We start from the raw sequence: 17,138 nt of genomic DNA on the forward strand, positions 1-17,138 counted from the left end.
ACGAGCGCGCATCCGGCGCGCAGGCAAGGAGACTACTCCATGAAGCTGCTGCACGTACCCCTGCTGGTGTTGGGCCTGTTGATCGCGGGCCAGGGATTCGCCGCCACCGCGCAACAGGAAAAGATGAAGACCTGCAACGCCGACGCCACCACCAAGGCGCTCAAGGGCGATGAGCGCAAGGCGTTCATGAGCACCTGCCTGAAAAAGGATGTGCCGCAGACCCAGCAGGAGAAGATGAAGACCTGCAACGCCGACGCCACCACCAAGGCGCTCAAGGGCGATGAGCGCAAGACCTTCATGAGTGACTGCCTGAAGAAGAAATGACCTGCGCCTATGCCTCTGCCGTGAAGGCTGGCAGACTGCGGGACTTTCCGCTGTCTGCCGTTGAGGCTGTATGACTTTCACTCCCCGCCAGGTCACCCTGGCCAGCTGGATCATCGTCATGGCGGGCCTGTTGCTGGCGCTGCCGCTGAAGCTGCTGCCGAGCCTGCTGGCCGGCCTGCTGGTCTACGAGCTGGTCAACATGCTCACCCCGCGCCTGCAACCGCTGATCGCCGGGCAGCGCGCGCGCTGGCTGGCGGTGGCGCTGCTCGGCACCCTGGTGGTGAGCACGCTGACGTTGCTGATCGCCGGCGCCTTCAGTTTCCTGCTGCACGAGGCCGAGAACCCCGGTGCCTCGCTGGACAAGTTCATGGGCCTGGTCGAGCGCGCGCGAGGCCAGCTGCCGCCGTTCATCGAAGCCTACCTGCCGGCCAGCGCCGCCGAGTTCAAGGTGGCCATCGGCGACTGGATCAAGAGCCACCTGAGCGACCTGCAACTGGTGGGCAAGGGCATGGCGCACATGTTCGTCACCCTGCTGATCGGCATGATCCTCGGCGCCATCGTCGCCCTGCAGCGCATCCCCGACATCTCCCGGCGCAAGCCCCTGGCCGCGGCGTTGTTCGAACGCCTGAGCCTGCTGGTGAAGGCGTTTCGCAACATCGTCTTCGCGCAGATCAAGATCTCGCTGCTCAACACCGTCTTCACCGGCATCTTCCTGGCCGTGGTGCTGCCGCTGTTCGGCGTGCACCTGCCGTTGACCAAGACGCTGATCGTGCTCACCTTCCTGCTCGGGCTGCTGCCGGTAATCGGCAACCTGATGTCCAACACCTTGATCACCATCGTCGGGTTGTCGCTGTCGATCTGGGTGGCGATGGCGGCGTTGGGGTACCTGATCGTGATCCACAAGGTCGAGTACTTCCTCAACGCGCGGATCGTCGGCGGGCAGATCAGTGCCAAGGCCTGGGAGCTGTTGCTGGCGATGCTGGTGTTCGAGGCGGCGTTCGGGCTGCCGGGGGTGGTGGCGGGGCCGATTTATTACGCCTACCTGAAGAGTGAGTTGAAGCGGGCGGAGTTGGTCTGACACCTGTTTCGCATGTGTCGGCCTCTTCGCGGGTAAACCCGCTCCCACAGGGTTACCGATGCCTTGAAGGCTGCGGTGAACCTGTGGGAGCGGGTTTACCCGCGAAGAGGTCGGTACAGGCGATGGAGATGGATCAGATTGACCCGTAACGCTTGCGCGCCTCGATCGCCAGCCCGCTGCCGATGCTGCCGAAGATATTGCCTTCCACATGCCGCGCATTGGGCAGCATCGCCGCCACGCTGTTGCGCAGCGCCGGAATCCCGCTGGAACCACCGGTGAAGAACACCGTGTCCACCTGGCCCTCGCTCACGCCGGCCTTGGCCAGCAGCTCGGTCACGCTGCCGCGCACTCGCTCCAGCAAACCATCGATGGCGTCTTCGAACAGCGCCCGGGTCAGCTCCGCCGACAGTTCCGGCTCGATGCGGCCGAAGTCGATGCGGCGGCTGTCGCGGTCGGTCAGCTCGATCTTGCTCGCTTCCACTTCCATCGCCAGCCAGTGCCCGGCGCGCTGCTCGATCAGGTTGAACAGGCGGTCGATACCCAGCGTGTCCTCGATGTCGTAGCGCATGCTGCCCAGGGCCAGCTGCGACTTTTGCGAATACAGGGCGTTGATGGTGTGCCAGGTGGCCAGGTTGAGGTGGTAGCTGGTGGGCATCAGCGCGCCGCTCTTCATCCGGCTGCCGTAGCCGAACAGCGGCATCACGCCCTGCAGGCTCAGTTGCTTGTCGAAGTCGGTCCCGCCGATGTGCACGCCGCCGGTGGCGAGGATGTCGTCCTGACGCTCGGCCACCTGGTGACGCTCCGGCGACAGGCGGATCAGGGTAAAGTCCGAGGTACCACCGCCGATATCGACAATCAGTACCAGTTCTTCACGGCTGATGCCCGACTCGTAGTCGAATGCCGCGGCGATGGGCTCGTACTGGAACGACACATCCTTGAAGCCGATCTTGCGCGCAACCTCCGCCAGGGTGTCCTCGGCCTCCTGGTCGGCGGCGGGGTCTTCGTCGACGAAGAACACCGGGCGGCCCAGCACCACCTGTTCGAATTCGCGGCCGGCATCGGCTTCGGCGCGCTTTTTCAGCTCGCCGATGTACATGCCCAGCAGGTCCTTGAACGGCAGGGCGCTGCCCAGCACGCTGGTGTCGTGCTTGATCAGCTTGGAGCCCAGCAGGCTCTTGAGCGAGCGCATCAGGCGGCCTTCGTAGCCCTCCAGGTACTCGTGCAGGGCCAGGCGACCGTAGACGGGACGACGCTCCTCGATGTTGAAGAAGACCACCGACGGCAGGGTGATCTTGCCGTCTTCCAGGGCGATCAGCGATTCGACGCCCGGACGGTGCCAGCCGACCGTGGAGTTGGAGGTGCCGAAGTCGATGCCAAGGGCGCGGGCCGGGGATACGTCAGACATGGGGGAGAGCTTCCGGAGGCAAAACGGCCGCGCAGTTTATGCCAGTCTGCGGCTAAATCAAGACCGGTCGTCTGCGATAGCGCAACCCCGGATGAACCTTGAAAGGCTATGCTTGACCCCAATCTTCAGTGGCAATACGTACATTCACATCGGTGATCCATAGATGGACTTCAAAGACTATTACAAGATACTCGGCGTCGAGGCGAGCGCGGACGAGAAGGCGATCAAGGCCGCGTACCGCAAGCTCGCGCGCAAGTATCACCCCGACGTCAGCAAGGAGCGTGACGCCGAGGACAAATTCAAGGAGGCCAACGAGGCCTACGAAGTGCTGGGCGACAAGGACAAGCGCGCCGAGTACGACGAGATCCGCAAGTATGGCGGCCAGCATGGCCGGCCGTTCCAGGCACCGCCTGGCTGGGAGTCGCGCGGCGGCGCTGGCGGCGGCTTCGAGGGTGGCGACTTCTCTGACTTCTTCAGCTCGATCTTCGGCGCCCGGGGTGGCAACCCCTTCGGTGGCGGCGGTGGCCGGCAACAACGCAGTGCCGGCAGGCGGGGGCAGGACGTGGAGCTTGAACTGGCGGTATTCCTCGAAGAGACCCTGAACAAGGAATCCAAGCAGATCAGCTTCCAGGTGCCGCAGACCAACGGCGCCGGGCAGCGCACCGGCTTCACCACGAAAACGCTGAACGTGAAGATCCCCGCCGGGGTGACCGACGGCGAGCGCATCCGCCTCAAGGGCCAGGGCGCGCCGGGCGTGGGCGGTGGCGCCAATGGCGACCTGTTCCTGACCATCCGCATGGCACCGCACCCGCTGTTCGATGTCGAAGGCCATGACCTGATCATCACCGTGCCCCTGGCACCGTGGGAAGCGGCGCTCGGCGCCAAGGTGGCCGTGCCGACCCTGACTGGCAAGATCAACCTGACGATCCGCCCCGACAGCCAGAGCGGCCAGCGCCTGCGGGTCAAGGGCATGGGCCTGCTGAACAAGCAGGGCGAGCGCGGCGACCTGTACGCCCAGCTCAAGGTAGTGATGCCTGCCCAATCCGACGACGCAACTCGCGCATTGTGGACCCAGCTCTCCGAGAAAGCCGCGTTCAACCCGAGGACTCAATGGAGTAAGTGATCATGAGCAGCACCCTGATCGTTCAACTGGACATGCGTACCCTGTGCCAGGAGGCCGATGTATCGGCCGACTGGGTGATCGAGATCGTCGAGCACGGCATTGTCGAACCGTCGGGGCGAACGCCTGAAGAGTGGGTGTTCGATGACCGCGCGCCGGTGACCTTGAAGCGCGCGGTGAAGCTGCATCAGGAGCTGGAGCTGGAGTGGGAAGGGGTGGCGCTGGCGTTGGAGTTGCTGGAAGAGGTGCAGCAGCTGCGTAGCGAGAACAGCATGTTGAAGCAGCGGTTGGGCAGGTTTACCCAGATGTAGCTGGGGCTGCTGCGCAGCCCTTTCGCGGCACAAGGCCGCTCCTACAGGCGACCGCGTTCCCTTGTAGGAGCGGCCTTGTGCCGCGAAAGGGGCGCAAAGCGCCCCTAGCTTCACGAAGCTTTCGCAATCACTTTAAAGTACAGCGCTGTCGGCCGATAAACCCCTTCCGGTCCGCAGGCATAATCCGGAATCTCCCCCGCCTTGCTGTACCCCTGCGCCCGATAGAACGCCTCGGCCCCAGACCCCGCCTCGGTATCGAGAAACAGCATCCCCCGCCCGATCCGCCGCGTCTCGGCCTCCAGGGCCCGCATCAACTGCTGCCCCAGCCCACGCCGCCGCGCATTGCTGTGCACCAGCAGTTTCTGCACCTCGGCCCGGTTCAGGCCATTGGGCTTCAGGCACAACCCCAGCTGCACACTACCCAGCACCTCCTGCCCCTGGGCAATGACCCAGAGCAGCTGCTCGCCACCGGCCAGCTTTGCCTTCACCTCATCGAAGTAGGCCTTGGCCTGCTGCTCGTCGATATCGGCCATAAACCCCACCGACGCGCCCTGGCGTACCGCATCGAGCAACAGGGCCACCAGCCCGTGGCGGTAGTACGCCAGGCCTTCGTGGGTGACGCGGTGCAGCTGGGCGGTGTTCATGGGCTTCAGGTCCTTGAAGGGGGAAGGGTGTTGTCATCCAGGTACAGCTGCATGAAGGTCAGGTCCAGCCAGCGCCCGAACTTCACCCCCACCTGCGGCATCTGCCCGGTGATGCTGAAGCCCAGGCGTTCGTGCAGGCGGATCGACGCGGCGTTGCCGCTCTCGATGGCGGCGACCATCACATGCTTGTCGCAAAGGCGCGCCCGTTCGATCAGCACTTCCATCAGAACGGGGCCCAGGCCCTTGCCGCGCTGGTCGCTACGTACGTACACCGAATGTTCGACGGTATGCCGGAAACCCTCGAACGGCCGCCAGTCGCCAAATGAGGCATAGCCCAGCACGCCGCTGTCGTCCACCGCGACCAGGATCGGGTAGCCCTGCTGCGCACGGGCCTCGAACCAGGCCAGGCGGTTGCCCAGGTCCACGGGGGTTTCGTTCCAGATCGCCGTGGTGTTGGCCACGGCGTCGTTGTAGATGTCGAGGATGCCCGGCACGTCGTCGATCAGGGCGTCGCGGATCTGGTAACTCATGACAGCGTCTCGCAGGGGAAGTGGTTGCAGATTAAATGGTAACCAGGCCGCGCACACCTTCGGCCTGCATGTTTTCGCCTCGACCGCGCTGGACGATCTCGCCGCGGGCCATGACCAGGTACTGGTCGGCTAGTTCCTCGGCGAAATCGTAGAACTGCTCCACCAGCAGGATGGCCATGTCGCCCCGGTCGGCGAGCTTGCGGATCACCGCGCCGATCTCCTTGATCACCGAGGGCTGGATGCCTTCGGTGGGCTCGTCGAGGATCAGCAGGCGCGGGCGGCTGGCCAGGGCACGGCCGATGGCCAGCTGTTGCTGCTGGCCGCCCGAGAGGTCGCCGCCACGGCGTTGTTTCATCTGCTCCAGCACCGGGAACAGCTCGTAGATGAAGGCCGGCACTTCCCGTGCCTCGCGGGCGGGGAAGCGCGACAGGCCCATCAGCAGGTTTTCCTCGACGGTCAGGCGCGGGAAGATCTCGCGGCCCTGGGGCACGTAGGCGATGCCGGCGTGGACCCTTTGCTGGGGCTTGAGCGTGGTGATCGGCTTGCCTTCCCATTCCACGCGGCCCTCGCGGGCCGGCAGCAGGCCCATCAGGCAGCGCAGCAGGGTGGTCTTGCCCACGCCGTTGCGGCCCAGCAGGCAGGTGACCTCGCCGACCTTGGCCTCGAAGGACAGGCCGCGCAGGATGTGGCTGCCGCCGTAGTATTGGTGCAGGGTGTCGATTTTCAGCATGTTCTGCCCTTAAGTCGTTCAATTCGTGGGAGCGGGCTTGCCCCGCGATAGCGTCAGGCCTGGGAATGATGTTGGCCGGGCGGACGCAATCGCGGGGCAAGTCGCATCGGCGCACCGCCGCTCCCACGCCACCCTCACAGGCCTATCTACCGAGATACACCTCGACCACCCGCTCATCCTCCTGCACCTGCGCCAGCGACCCTTCCGCCAGCACGCTACCCTGGTGCAGCACCGTCACATGGTCGGCAATACTGCCGACGAAGCCCATGTCATGCTCCACCACCATCAGCGAATGCCTGCCCGCCAATGAGCGGAACAGCTCGGCGGTGAACTCGGTCTCGGCATCGGTCATCCCCGCCACCGGCTCGTCGAGCAGCAACAACCTTGGCTCCTGCACCAGCAGCATGCCGATCTCCAGGAACTGCTTCTGCCCATGGGACAGCAACCCCGCCTGGCGCTGGGCCAGGGGCAGCAGGCGCAGGGTGGTCAGCACCTCCTCGATGCGCTGGCGCTGCTCGCCGGACAACCGTGCCACCAGGCTTGCCCACACCGACTTGTCGGCCTTGAGCGCCAGCTCCAGGTTCTCGAACACCGTCAGCGCCTCGAACACCGTGGGCTTCTGGAGCTTGCGGCCGATGCCGGCCTGGGCGATCTGGCACTCGCTCATGCGGGTCAGGTCGAGGGTGTCGCCGAAAAACGCGGTACCCGTATCGGGCCGAGTCTTGCCGGTGATTACGTCCATCATCGTGGTCTTGCCGGCGCCGTTGGGGCCGATGATGCAGCGCAACTCACCGACGCCGATGTACAGGTTCAGATCGTTGAGCGCCTTGAAGCCGTCGAAGCTGACGCTGATGCCCTCCAGGCTCAGCACCGTGCCATGTCGGGTGTCGAGCCCGGCCTCGCGGCGCCGGCCCAGGCCGATGACCTCGCGTCCGCTGCCGAGCTGGTCGAAGATCGGTTCCAGCATGAATTCCGGATGCACCGGGGGCACGCTTCTCATGGCTGGCTCCTTTTCTTTACAAGGCCGACCACGCCCTTGGGCAGGTACAGGGTGACGAGGATGAACAGCGCGCCGAGGAAGAACAGCCAGAACTCGGGGAACGCCACGGTGAACCAGCTCTTCATGCCATTGACCAGGCCTGCGCCAAGCAACGGCCCGACCAGCGTGCCGCGCCCGCCGAGTGCCACCCACACGGCGGCCTCGATGGAGTTGGTCGGCGACATCTCGCTGGGGTTGATGATGCCCACCTGCGGCACGTAAAGCGCCCCGGCCAGGCCGCACAGCACGGCGCTGAGCACCCATACCAGCAGCTTGAAGCCGCGCGGGTCGTAGCCGCAGAACATCAGCCTGTTCTCCGCATCGCGCACGGCGGTGAGCAGGCGCCCGAACTTGCTCTGGGTCAGGCGCCAGCACAGGAACAGGCTGCCCAGCAGCAGGCCAACCGTCAGCAGGAACAGCACGGCCCGGGTGCCCTGGGCGGTGATGTCGAAACCGAGGATGGTGCGGAAATTGGTGAAGCCGTTGTTGCCGCCAAAGCCCGTTTCGTTGCGGAAGAACAGCAGCATCCCGGCGAAGGTCAGGGCCTGGGTCATGATCGAGAAGTACACGCCCTTGATCCGCGAGCGGAAGGCGAAGAAGCCGAACACCAGCGCCAGCAGCCCCGGTGCAAGCACCACCAGGCACAGCGCCCAGGCGAAATGCTGGGTGCCTGCCCAGTACCAGGGCAGCTCGCTCCACGACAGGAAGGTCATGAACCCCGGCAAGCCATCGCCGGCTGCCTGGCGCATCAGGTACATGCCCATGGCGTAGCCGCCCAGGGCGAAGAACAGGCCGTGGCCCAGCGACAGCAGCCCGGCATAGCCCCAGACCAGGTCCAGGGCCAGGGCGACGATGGCGTAGCAGAGGATCTTGCCGACCAGGGTCAGGGTATAGGCCGAGACCTGCAAGGCATGCCCGTCGGGAAGCAGCGACAGCAGCGGCAGGGCCAGCAGCACCAGGACGACAACGGCGCCGACGGCCAGCGACAGCCGTGTGCCGACCTTGCGCGTGGCAGTGACAATCAATGGCTGGTTCATCAGTCGATTACCCGTCCCTTGAGGGCGAACAGGCCTTGCGGGCGCTTCTGGATGAACAGAATGATCAGCGCAAGGATGAGGATCTTGCCCAGCACCGCACCGATCTGCGGCTCCAGCAGTTTGTTGGCGATGCCAAGGCCGAAGGCGGCCCAGAGGCTGCCGGCCAGTTGCCCGACGCCGCCGAGCACCACCACCAGGAACGAGTCGATGATGTAGCTCTGGCCCAGGTCCGGCCCCACGTTGCCGACCTGGCTCAGGGCCACGCCGCCGAGCCCGGCAATGCCTGAGCCGAGTCCGAAGGCGAGCATGTCGACGCGCCCGGTGGACACCCCGCAGCAGGCCGCCATGTTGCGGTTCTGGGTGACGGCGCGCACGTTCAGGCCCAGCCGCGTGCGGTTGAGCAGCAGCCAGGTGAGCAGCACCACGGCAAGGGCGAAGCCGATGATCACCAGGCGGTTGTACGGCAGCACCAGGTTGGGCAGCACCTGGATGCCGCCGGACAGCCAGGCTGGGTTGCTCACCTCGACGTTCTGCGCGCCGAAGATCAGGCGCACGGCCTGGATCAGGATCAGGCTGATGCCCCAGGTGGCCAGCAGGGTTTCCAGTGGGCGGCCGTACAAGTGGCGGATCACCGTGCGCTCCAGGGCCATGCCGACCCCGGCGCTGACGGCGAAGGCCACCGGCAGGGCGATCAGCGGGTAGAACTCGATGGCGCCGGGGGCATAACGCTGCAGCAGCACCTGGACCATGTAGGTGCTGTAGGCGCCGAGCATCAGCATTTCGCCGTGGGCCATGTTGATCACCCCGAGCAGGCCGAAGGTGATTGCCAGGCCCAGCGCCGCCAGCAGCAGGATCGAACCCAGCGACAGGCCGCTGAAGGCTTGGCCGAGCAGTTCGCCGACCAGCAATTTGCGCTGCACTTGGGCTAGGCTGGTTTCAGCGGCGGTGCGCACGGCGGCGTCGGTTTCGGCGTCGGGTTGTAGTAGCGCTTCGAGGCGGGTGCGGGCCAGCGGGTCGCCGGTTTCGCCGAGCAGGCGCACCGCGGCCAGGCGTACCGCGGGCTCGCTGGCGCCCAGTTGCAGGTTGGCCAGGGCCAGGCCGAGTGCGGCGTGCACGGCGGCGTCGGGTTCGCTGGCGAAGCGGCGGTCGAGGAAGGCCATCTGCGCCGGTTGTGCGGTTTTTTGCAGTTGCTGGGCGGCGGCCAGGCGCACGTTGGCTTGGTCGCTGAACAGCTGATGGCTGGCCAGGGCGTTGTCGATCAGGCCGCGCAGGCGGTTGTTCAGGCGCAGTTTGCGCGTGTCGGTTTCGGCGATGCGGCCTTGGCGCAGGTTTTCCAGCAGCGGCAGGCGGGCCGGGTCCGGTTGCGCGGCCCAGGTTTCGAGCAGGTTGGCCTGTTCGGCGGGTTTGGCGCTGAGGAAGAATTCGCCCTCGCTGGCTTGGGTGGCCAGGGGCAGTAGCAGCAGTAGCGTGAGCAGGAGTCTGAGCATGCGGGCAGTCCTGGAAATCGGCGGTGGATTCATCGCGGGGCAAGCCCGCTCCCACGCCGTACCCACATGGGGGAGGGGGCAGGCGTGGGAGCGGGCTTGCCCCGCGATGGCGTCAGTTGCCCTTCACTGCATAGTCCGGCCGCTTGTCATTCCCCGGAATGAACGGGCTCCAAGGCTGCGCCCGCAGCGGCTCCTCGGTCTGCCACACCACGCTGAACTGCCCGTCATCCTGGATCTCGCCGATCATCACCGGCTTGTGCAGGTGGTGGTTGCTCTTGTCCATGGACAGGGTGAAGCCCGACGGCGCCTTGAAGCTTTGCCCGGCCAGCGCCTCGCGCACCTTGTCCACCTCGGTGCTGCCGGCCTTCTGCGCCGCCTGCGCCCACATGTGAATGCCCACGTAGGTAGCCTCCATCGGGTCGTTGGTCACCGCCTTGTCGGCCCCCGGCAGGTTCTTGGCCTTGGCATAGGCCTTCCAGTCGGCGACGAACTTCTGGTTCACCGGGTTATCCACCGACTCGAAGTAGTTCCACGCCGCCAGGTGCCCCACCAGCGGTTTGGTATCGATGCCGCGCAGCTCCTCTTCACCCACCGAGAACGCCACCACCGGCACGTCGGTGGCCTTCAGCCCCTGGTTGGCCAGCTCCTTGTAGAACGGCACGTTGGAGTCGCCATTGACCGTCGAGATGACCGCCGTCTTGCCGCCGGCGGAGAACTTCTTGATGTTGGCGACGATGGTCTGGTAATCGGCGTGGCCGAACGGCGTGTACACCTCTTCGATGTCTTTGTCGGCCACACCCTTGCTGTGCAGGAAGGCGCGCAGGATCTTGTTGGTGGTGCGCGGGTAGACGTAGTCGGTACCCAGCAGGAAGAAGCGCTTGGCGCCGCCACCGTCCTCGCTCATCAGGTATTCCACCGCCGGGATCGCCTGCTGGTTGGGCGCAGCACCGGTGTAGAACACGTTCGGCGACATCTCCTCACCCTCGTATTGCACCGGGTAGAACAGTAGCCCGTTGAGCTCCTCGAACACCGGCAGCACCGACTTGCGTGACACCGAGGTCCAGCAGCCGAACACCACCGCCACCTTGTCCTGGGTCAGCAGCTGGCGGCTCTTCTCGGCGAACAGCGGCCAGTTGGACGCCGGGTCCACCACCACCGCCTCGAGCTGCTTGCCGTTGACCCCGCCCTTGGCATTGATCTCGTCGATGGTCATCAGTGCCATGTCCTTGAGCGAGGTCTCGGAAATCGCCATGGTCCCCGACAGCGAATGCAGGATGCCGACCTTGATGGTCTCGGCGGCCTGGATGCTCCAGCTCAGGCCCATCGCGGCGATCGATGCGCTGAGGGTAAAGGCCTTGATCAGACTGCGTCGCTTCATGTGCTCACTCCGATGTGATGGTGGGTGTTGGCCAGGTCGGAGATTGCAAAGGCTGTGCCGAGCGATGGAATGTGCTTGGTAGAGCGGTTGTGCGACGAATCGGGGCGCGGGGTGGGGCCAGGATGGTGCTTGCAGGTTGGGCCTGCACAGGATTGGGGCCGGGGGCGATGAACACTTTTGACACATAAGCGGTACTTGAGTACCGTGCCGCACCGCAGTAGTTTCTGCGGTTCGGGATTGGCGTCCCGTATTCAGAGAGATCGAGCACTGGCGCACCTTGCGGCGGTGTTCTGCATGGCTGCACCCGTTATGGGCGGAGCCGTGTGTGGGAGCCTTCGGGCTCACCGGTTCTCTCTGCCGGCACGCCAACCCGCACGGCTTCGTCCACCCATCTTGGCGTATGGGCGCGGAGCTTCCAAAAGAGAGAGCTGCAAGGAGATGCACCATGCTCAAGAAGATCGTTCCAGATCCACCGTTCGTATTTGTCGAGATCGCCACCTTTCATCGAGAGGTGCAGCCATGAACCAGGAATCGCTGCTCGACCTCACCCCGCGCAAATCACGTCCCGTCACCGCTTGTTCCCACTTTGGCACCTGCAATCACGCCCATGATCCGATTCTCTCGGTACGTGCTGGCGTTGATAGCGAGGATGCGCTGGTGTGCGCGGTGGCGGCGTTGAAGGCGGCGTATGAGACCAATGCCGCAGCGCTGGAGAAGGCGGGGGAGCCGTTGCGCAGCTTGCTGACGGCGACGGAGAACTCGCTGGAAAAAGGCCTGGCGTTGGCCGAAGCCGTGCTTGAAGGGTTGGAGCAAGGCTAGCGGGCCTCATCGCGGGGCAAGCCCGCTCCCACGCCGACCTCACACGGCAGGCGTGGGAGCGGGCTTGCCCCGCGATGGGTTCAGGATCAGTTGTTCGACGCCCCACGCACGGCGGTACGCGGCTGGCGCCTGCTACGCACAAACTGATAGGTCACCGCCAGAATAACAAACCAGATCGGCGTCACCACCAGCGCCGAGCGCGTATCGGCCTCCAGGCTCAACAACACCAGGATGCCGGCAAAGAACACCAGGCACACATAGCACATGAAGCGCCCGCCGGGCATCTTGTAGGTGGACTGCTCATGCAGCGCCGCGCGCTGTTTACGGTAGCTCAGGTACGACAGCAGGATCAGCGTCCACACGAACATGAACAGCACCGCCGACACCGTCGTCACCAGGGTGAAGGCTTCGATCACGTTGGGTACCAGGTAGATCAGCACCGCGCCCAGCAGCAGGCAGGTGCAGGAGAAGTACAGGCCGTTGGCCGGCACCGCGCGGCGCGAGAGTTTCTCGAACGCCTTGGGCGCATCGCCCTCCTGGGCCAGACCGAACAGCATGCGGCTGGTGGAGAACACGCCGCTGTTGGCCGACGAGGCCGCCGAGGTCAGCACCACGAAGTTGATGATGCTCGCCGCCGCCGGCAGGCCGGCCAACACGAACAGCTCGACGAACGGGCTCTTGCCCGGCACCACGTCGCGCCAGGGGGTCACCGCCATGATCGCGATCAGCGCCAGCACGTAGAACACGATGATGCGGACGGGGATCGAGTTGATCGCCCGTGGCAGGGTGCGCTCGGGGTTCTTTGCCTCGGCGGCGGTGGTGCCCACCAGCTCGATGCCGACGAAGGCGAACACGGCGATCTGGAAGCCGGCGAAGAAACCCAGCAGGCCATTGGGGAACATGCCGCCGTCATTCCACAGGTTGGCCAGGGTGGCGGTGTGGCCGCTCGGCGACTGGAAGCCGGTGATGACCATGTACAGGCCGGTGGCGACCAGGCCCATGATGGCGATGATCTTGATCAGGGCGAACCAGAATTCCATTTCGCCGAACATCTTCACCGTCACCAGGTTCAGCGACAGCAGCAGCGCCACGCAGCTTAGCGCCGGTATCCACTGTGGCAGGTCGGGAAACCAGAACTGGGTATAGGCGGCGATCGCCACCACGTCGGCGATGCCGGTGACCACCCAGCAGAACCAGTAGGTCCAGCCGGTGAAGTAGCCGGCCCAGGGGCCGAGCAGGTCGGCGGAGAAATCGATGAACGACTTGTAGTTGAGGTTCGACAGCAGCAGCTCGCCCATGGCGCGCATGACGAAGAACAGCATGAAGCCGATGATCATGTAGACGAAGATGATCGACGGGCCGGCCAGGCTGATGGTCTTGCCCGAACCCATGAACAGGCCGGTGCCGATGGCGCCGCCGATGGCGATGAGCTGGATGTGGCGGTTGGTCAGGTTGCGTTGCAGGTGCTGCTCTTCAGAGGGTGTCTGGGAGGTCCGGGTCATAGGCTGCATTCCATTGAGGGTCAGTCTTTTTTGAGCGAAAGCCGAGTAGGCTATCACGTCGCGTTCCGATCGCGGGCGTGGCAGATCGACACGATCTTGGCGGTGCAGCGCGGTGCTCGACATGACGGGAATCAATGGTTGTTGGTGCCGGCCTCATCGCGGGGCAAGCCCGCTCCCACGCTGATCTCACAGGGCAGGCGTGGGAGCGGGCTTGCCCCGCGATTGCGATATCAGGCCCTGACCATGATCTGGCGTCTCACCACCAGGCTATCCACCACCCACATCACCACCATCGAAATCCCCACCAGCGGGAAGGCGACGCCCAGCACCACCATTACCCCCACCGCCGTCTTCCAGCGCGGCAGGTCATGACGCAGCGGCGGCATCCCCAGCCCACCAGCCGGCTTGCGCTTCCACCACATCACCAGCCCGCTCACCGAACCCAGCAGGATCATCAGGCACACCAGCAGAATGACGATCTGGTTCAGCGGCCCAAACATCTTCCCTTCATGCAGCATCACCCCCAGCTCCGTGGCGCGAGCCACCGGGCTGTAGTCCTGCCAGCGCACATCGGCCAGCACCTTTCCAGTGTATTGATCCACATGCAGGGTGGCATCGTTGCGCGGATCGTCGGCGAACACCGCGATGGTGAACACCCCGTCGGCACTGGTCGGCAGGGTGATGCTGTAGCCCGGCTCGACCTCGCGCAGATCGGCGATGTTCTCGACCTGCTGCAGGCTCACCTGCGGCGCTGCGGGAGCGTGATCCATCATGTGATGCCCTGCATGCTCGGCATGGGCACCTGACACCGGCATCGGGGTGTTCTCCATGGCCCACGGCACAGTCTGGCGGTGGGCTTCATTCAGTTCGCTTGCCTGTTTATCGGACTTGGGCACGTCATTCCACATGGCCGCCGGGAACCGGTTCCACAGGTCGGCATACTGCTTGCCCCACAGCCCGGTCCAGGTCATGCCGCTGATCAGCATCATCAGCAGCAAGGCCGAACCCCAGAAGCCGGTGACGGCATGCAGGTCGCGCCACAGCACCCGGCCGCGTGCGCTCAGGCGTGGCCAGAGAACGCCTGCGCTGCTGCGCCCGCGTGGCCACCACAAATAGAGGCCGGACACGATCAGGACGATGCCCCAGCCGGCCGCCAGCTCCACCAGCCGGTCACCGACCGTGCCGACCATCAGTTCGCCATGCAGGGCGCGGGCGATGGCCTGCAGGTTCTGTTTGCCGTCCTGTTCGCCCAGCACCTTGCCGCTGTACGGATCGACGAACACGTTCAGCTCGCGACCGCCATCGTGCACGACGAACTGCGCGCTGCGCTCGGCGCTCACCGGTGGCAGGTACTGCCCCACCTGGCCCTGTGGATAAGCCTGGCGCACGTTGGCCAGGAGCGTGTCGGCGCCCTGTCGGTGATGACCGGCCTCGACCACCATCAGCTCGCGGTACACCAGCGGGTCGAGCTGCGGCTTGAACAGGTAGATGATCCCGGTGATCGCCAGCAGGATCATGAACGGCGCCACGAACAGTCCGGCATAGAAATGCCAGCGCCACGCAAGGTTGTAGAAGGAAACGTTTGGTTTGCTCATGGGAGCCTCCCGTAGACCTCAAGTGGGCGCGGTCAGGTCCCGCGCCCGTTTGTTGTTGTCAGAAGCTGAAGTCGACCTTGGTCCAGAAGGTCCTGCCTGGCTCGTTCACCGGGTCCGTGGCGCTGGCCGGGTAGCCGAACCCGGCATTCCCGGCCAGGTTCAGGTGCTCGGCGTAGGCCTTGTCGAACAGGTTGTCGACGCCCGCGCTGAGCTTGAGGTTGTTGTTGATCTTGTAGGCACCGTTGAGCGAGAACACGCCGAAGCCTGAGCTTGTGTCGTAGTCCTTGCCGACCACGTTGCCCTGGTTCTTGGCAATGCGGTTCTGCTCGGCGACCAGGCGCCACAGGGCACCGACGCTCCAGGTGTCGCGGCTGTAGGTCAGGCCGAGGCGGCTTTCCAGCGGTGGCATCTGTGGCAGGGCCTTGCCGTCGCTGCTGTTCTTGCCCCAGGCGTAGGCCAGGGTGGCGTCGGCCTTCCAGTTTTCGGTCAGCTTGTAGGCCGCGCCCAGTTCGCCGCCCATGATGCGGGCGTCGATGTTCTGTGCCCGGGAAACGAGCCGGTTGCTCATGCCGCCCATGCCTGGCACGTAATCGAACAGGATATAGTCGCGGATCTGCCCGACGTAGCCCGAAGCCCAGGCCTCCAGGCGTTCGTCGCGGTACTGGATGCCGAAGTCGAGCTGGGTGGTCTTTTCCGGCTTGATGCCGTCGAAGGCATTCACCGAGCCGGTGGGTGCCAGGGTTGGCGAGAACAGCTCCCAGTAGTCCGGGAAGCGCTGGGTGTGGCCCAGGCCGATATAGGTGGTGGCGGGTACCGCAGCCAGGTCGTGCTCATAACGCACAAAGCCGCTGGGCAAGGTATCGGCCCGGGTGTTGCCGCTGGTGGCGATGCCCTTGCGGAAATCGCGGGCCGAAGCGCGGTCCAGGCGGGCACCGGTGATCAACCGGTCTTCGCCGGTGGCGTACCAGGTCAGTTCACCGAAGAGCCCGTAGTTGTGGAAGTCGGCGTCCTTGTCCCAGGGCTTGGCCTTGTACGTATCGATGCCCATGCCGCTACGCTTGCGGTGCTCGTTGGTCTGCGCGTCGATACCGCTGATCAGTTGCACATCGGCCCAGCGCCAGGTGGCCTTGATCCGCCCGCCCAGGGTGCGGCGGTCGACGTTGCTGGCCATCGGCATCCCGACGGTCGAGCGCAGGGTGTAGTTGTCCATCACGTGGTCGGCGTAGTTGTAGTAGACCTGCGCCTCGACCTTGTCGAGCACCTCGCCGAGGTTGGACTTTTCGAAACGCAGGCCCAGGCTTTCGCGCTTGAACTGCGAGCCGTCCATGCCGCGCCCGGCGGAGCGAGCCTCGCCGTCGCCCTTGCCGGCGGTCAGTTCCAGCAGGGTGTCGGCGTCCGGGGTCCAGCCGAGGCTGACGTCGCCGTTCCACTTGTCCCAGCGCGACGGCACGGTGTCGCCGTTGCCGTCCTCGAAGTCGTCCGAGTGCGACTGGTTGCCGATGAAACGCACGTAGCCGAGCGAGCCGCCGGCCGCGGCGTCGAGCACCTTGTCGAAGCGGCCATTGGAGCCGGCCAGCACGCTGCCGTTGACCCGGCTGCCCAGCTCGCCGAACTTCTCCGGCTCACGCTCGAAGAGGATGGTGCCAGCGGAGCCACCCGGGCCCCAGATCACGCTCTGCGGGCCTTTGATTACCGTGAGGCGGTCGTAGGTCTCCGGCGAGATATACGAGGTCGGGGCGTCCATGCGGCCAGGGCAGGCACCGAGCATCATGCCGCCGTTGGTGAGGATGTTCAGGCGCGAGCCGAACATGCCGCGCAGCACCGGGTCGCCGTTGGTGCCGCCGGCGCGGATCACCGAGAAGCCGGGGATGGTCTTGAGGTAGTCACCGCCATCGCTGGCCGGTACGGGCTGGCGCGGGTCCTTGGGGTTGGTGACCACGGTCAGCGGCGAGCTCGGGGCGATGGCGGTGATCACCGTCGGGCTCAGCTCGGCCGGGTCGTGCACATGGCCTTCGTGGCCGGTTTCGGCGGCAAAGGCCAGTGGCGCGAGCAGCGAGCCGCAGAGCACGGCGATGGTGCCGCGCAGCGAAAGGGCAAAAACAGGGGTGCAGCCGGACATAATGATTCCAGTCGATCAGT

At 65.1% G+C, this 17,138-nt stretch carries 16 protein-coding genes; 5 read left to right on the forward strand and 11 right to left on the reverse strand.

Features of this window, described 5'->3' with window-relative positions; genetic code table 11:
• The first annotated feature begins 39 nt into the window (after positions 1-39).
• Together K2O50_RS03150 and K2O50_RS03155 are read left to right on the forward strand one after the other, a co-directional pair.
• Positions 40-324, forward strand: coding sequence for a PsiF family protein (locus K2O50_RS03150; protein WP_050707114.1), 285 nt, complete (start codon positions 40-42; stop codon positions 322-324).
• Positions 325-394: 70 nt separating this feature from the next.
• On the forward strand, positions 395-1,402 hold the full coding sequence (locus tag K2O50_RS03155) for an AI-2E family transporter (RefSeq protein ID WP_050707113.1): 1,008 nt from the start codon (positions 395-397) through the stop codon (positions 1,400-1,402).
• Positions 1,403-1,535: 133 nt separating this feature from the next.
• Here K2O50_RS03155 and K2O50_RS03160 read toward each other — a convergent pair whose 3' ends face one another.
• A complete protein-coding gene (locus tag K2O50_RS03160; protein WP_050707112.1) occupies positions 1,536-2,807 on the reverse strand; it encodes an Hsp70 family protein in 1,272 nt (423 codons plus the stop codon).
• A 163-nt stretch (positions 2,808-2,970) separates the two neighbouring features.
• On the opposite strand from K2O50_RS03160, the gene cbpA reads away from it, so the two are divergent.
• Together cbpA and K2O50_RS03170 are read left to right on the forward strand one after the other, a co-directional pair.
• Entirely contained in the window at positions 2,971-3,930 is a 960-nt protein-coding gene (cbpA, locus tag K2O50_RS03165) for a curved DNA-binding protein (protein ID WP_050707111.1), read from the forward strand.
• Positions 3,931-3,932: 2 nt separating this feature from the next.
• A complete protein-coding gene (locus K2O50_RS03170) occupies positions 3,933-4,238 on the forward strand; it encodes a chaperone modulator CbpM (protein WP_011535907.1) in 306 nt (101 codons plus the stop codon).
• Positions 4,239-4,348: 110 nt separating this feature from the next.
• Here K2O50_RS03170 and K2O50_RS03175 read toward each other — a convergent pair whose 3' ends face one another.
• From K2O50_RS03175 to urtA, 7 genes are all read right to left on the reverse strand, one after another.
• Positions 4,349-4,882: a GNAT family N-acetyltransferase gene (locus K2O50_RS03175; RefSeq protein WP_050707110.1), complete on the reverse strand. Its 534-nt coding sequence runs from the start codon at positions 4,880-4,882 to the stop codon at positions 4,349-4,351.
• 5 nt (positions 4,883-4,887) lie between these two features.
• Positions 4,888-5,412, reverse strand: coding sequence for a GNAT family N-acetyltransferase (locus K2O50_RS03180; protein WP_050707109.1), 525 nt, complete (start codon positions 5,410-5,412; stop codon positions 4,888-4,890).
• Positions 5,413-5,443: 31 nt separating this feature from the next.
• Entirely contained in the window at positions 5,444-6,142 is a 699-nt protein-coding gene (urtE, locus tag K2O50_RS03185; RefSeq protein WP_050707108.1) for an urea ABC transporter ATP-binding subunit UrtE, read from the reverse strand.
• A gap of 142 nt (positions 6,143-6,284) precedes the next feature.
• Positions 6,285-7,142: an urea ABC transporter ATP-binding protein UrtD gene (urtD, locus tag K2O50_RS03190; protein ID WP_050707107.1), complete on the reverse strand. Its 858-nt coding sequence runs from the start codon at positions 7,140-7,142 to the stop codon at positions 6,285-6,287.
• On the reverse strand, positions 7,139-8,218 hold the full coding sequence (gene urtC / locus K2O50_RS03195) for an urea ABC transporter permease subunit UrtC (protein WP_050707106.1): 1,080 nt from the start codon (positions 8,216-8,218) through the stop codon (positions 7,139-7,141). Before urtC ends, urtD begins: the two co-directional genes overlap by 4 nt.
• Positions 8,218-9,705 (reverse strand): urea ABC transporter permease subunit UrtB, encoded by a 1,488-nt coding sequence (gene urtB / locus K2O50_RS03200; protein WP_050707105.1) that lies wholly within the window; start codon positions 9,703-9,705, stop codon positions 8,218-8,220. Before urtB ends, urtC begins: the two co-directional genes overlap by 1 nt.
• Before the next feature lie 112 nt (positions 9,706-9,817).
• Positions 9,818-11,083, reverse strand: a complete 1,266-nt coding sequence (gene urtA, locus K2O50_RS03205) for an urea ABC transporter substrate-binding protein (RefSeq protein WP_050707104.1) — start codon at positions 11,081-11,083, stop codon at positions 9,818-9,820.
• Between the two features lie 519 nt (positions 11,084-11,602).
• Here urtA and K2O50_RS03210 point away from each other — a divergent pair.
• The gene (locus tag K2O50_RS03210; RefSeq protein WP_050707103.1) at positions 11,603-11,902 is read left to right on the forward strand and encodes a hypothetical protein; all 300 of its coding nucleotides are present in this window, start codon (positions 11,603-11,605) and stop codon (positions 11,900-11,902) included.
• A gap of 86 nt (positions 11,903-11,988) precedes the next feature.
• Here the strand turns inward: K2O50_RS03210 and cycA are convergent, their stop codons facing one another.
• The 3 genes from cycA to K2O50_RS03225 form a co-directional block, all read right to left on the reverse strand.
• Positions 11,989-13,404: a D-serine/D-alanine/glycine transporter gene (gene cycA, locus K2O50_RS03215; RefSeq protein WP_028691296.1), complete on the reverse strand. Its 1,416-nt coding sequence runs from the start codon at positions 13,402-13,404 to the stop codon at positions 11,989-11,991.
• 230 nt (positions 13,405-13,634) lie between these two features.
• Positions 13,635-14,999 carry a PepSY domain-containing protein gene (locus K2O50_RS03220; RefSeq protein WP_050707102.1) on the reverse strand — a complete coding sequence of 455 codons (1,365 nt, stop codon included), beginning with the start codon at positions 14,997-14,999 and terminating at the stop codon, positions 13,635-13,637.
• A 58-nt stretch (positions 15,000-15,057) separates the two neighbouring features.
• A complete protein-coding gene (locus tag K2O50_RS03225; protein ID WP_050707101.1) occupies positions 15,058-17,118 on the reverse strand; it encodes a TonB-dependent copper receptor in 2,061 nt (686 codons plus the stop codon).
• Positions 17,119-17,138 lie beyond the last annotated feature (20 nt).

Origin of the sequence: Pseudomonas sp. 2hn (assembly GCF_019646095.1) — a bacterium.
Lineage (GTDB): Bacteria > Pseudomonadota > Gammaproteobacteria > Pseudomonadales > Pseudomonadaceae > Aquipseudomonas > Aquipseudomonas peradeniyensis.

What these genes read in the sequence shown, in the direction of transcription:
- urtE (WP_050707108.1), bottom strand. Translation starts at nt 6,142, where the DNA reads ATGCTGAAAATCGACACCCTGCACCAATACTACGGCGGCAGCCACATC.
- urtA (WP_050707104.1), bottom strand. Translation starts at nt 11,083, where the DNA reads ATGAAGCGACGCAGTCTGATCAAGGCCTTTACCCTCAGCGCATCGATC.
- K2O50_RS03210 (WP_050707103.1), top strand. Translation starts at nt 11,603, where the DNA reads ATGAACCAGGAATCGCTGCTCGACCTCACCCCGCGCAAATCACGTCCC.
- urtC (WP_050707106.1), bottom strand. Translation starts at nt 8,218, where the DNA reads ATGAACCAGCCATTGATTGTCACTGCCACGCGCAAGGTCGGCACACGG.
- K2O50_RS03155 (WP_050707113.1), top strand. Translation starts at nt 395, where the DNA reads ATGACTTTCACTCCCCGCCAGGTCACCCTGGCCAGCTGGATCATCGTC.
- urtB (WP_050707105.1), bottom strand. Translation starts at nt 9,705, where the DNA reads ATGCTCAGACTCCTGCTCACGCTACTGCTGCTACTGCCCCTGGCCACC.
- urtD (WP_050707107.1), bottom strand. Translation starts at nt 7,142, where the DNA reads ATGAGAAGCGTGCCCCCGGTGCATCCGGAATTCATGCTGGAACCGATC.
- K2O50_RS03220 (WP_050707102.1), bottom strand. Translation starts at nt 14,999, where the DNA reads ATGAGCAAACCAAACGTTTCCTTCTACAACCTTGCGTGGCGCTGGCAT.
- cbpA (WP_050707111.1), top strand. Translation starts at nt 2,971, where the DNA reads ATGGACTTCAAAGACTATTACAAGATACTCGGCGTCGAGGCGAGCGCG.
- K2O50_RS03170 (WP_011535907.1), top strand. Translation starts at nt 3,933, where the DNA reads ATGAGCAGCACCCTGATCGTTCAACTGGACATGCGTACCCTGTGCCAG.
- cycA (WP_028691296.1), bottom strand. Translation starts at nt 13,404, where the DNA reads ATGACCCGGACCTCCCAGACACCCTCTGAAGAGCAGCACCTGCAACGC.
- K2O50_RS03160 (WP_050707112.1), bottom strand. Translation starts at nt 2,807, where the DNA reads ATGTCTGACGTATCCCCGGCCCGCGCCCTTGGCATCGACTTCGGCACC.
- K2O50_RS03225 (WP_050707101.1), bottom strand. Translation starts at nt 17,118, where the DNA reads ATGTCCGGCTGCACCCCTGTTTTTGCCCTTTCGCTGCGCGGCACCATC.
- K2O50_RS03150 (WP_050707114.1), top strand. Translation starts at nt 40, where the DNA reads ATGAAGCTGCTGCACGTACCCCTGCTGGTGTTGGGCCTGTTGATCGCG.
- K2O50_RS03180 (WP_050707109.1), bottom strand. Translation starts at nt 5,412, where the DNA reads ATGAGTTACCAGATCCGCGACGCCCTGATCGACGACGTGCCGGGCATC.
- K2O50_RS03175 (WP_050707110.1), bottom strand. Translation starts at nt 4,882, where the DNA reads ATGAACACCGCCCAGCTGCACCGCGTCACCCACGAAGGCCTGGCGTAC.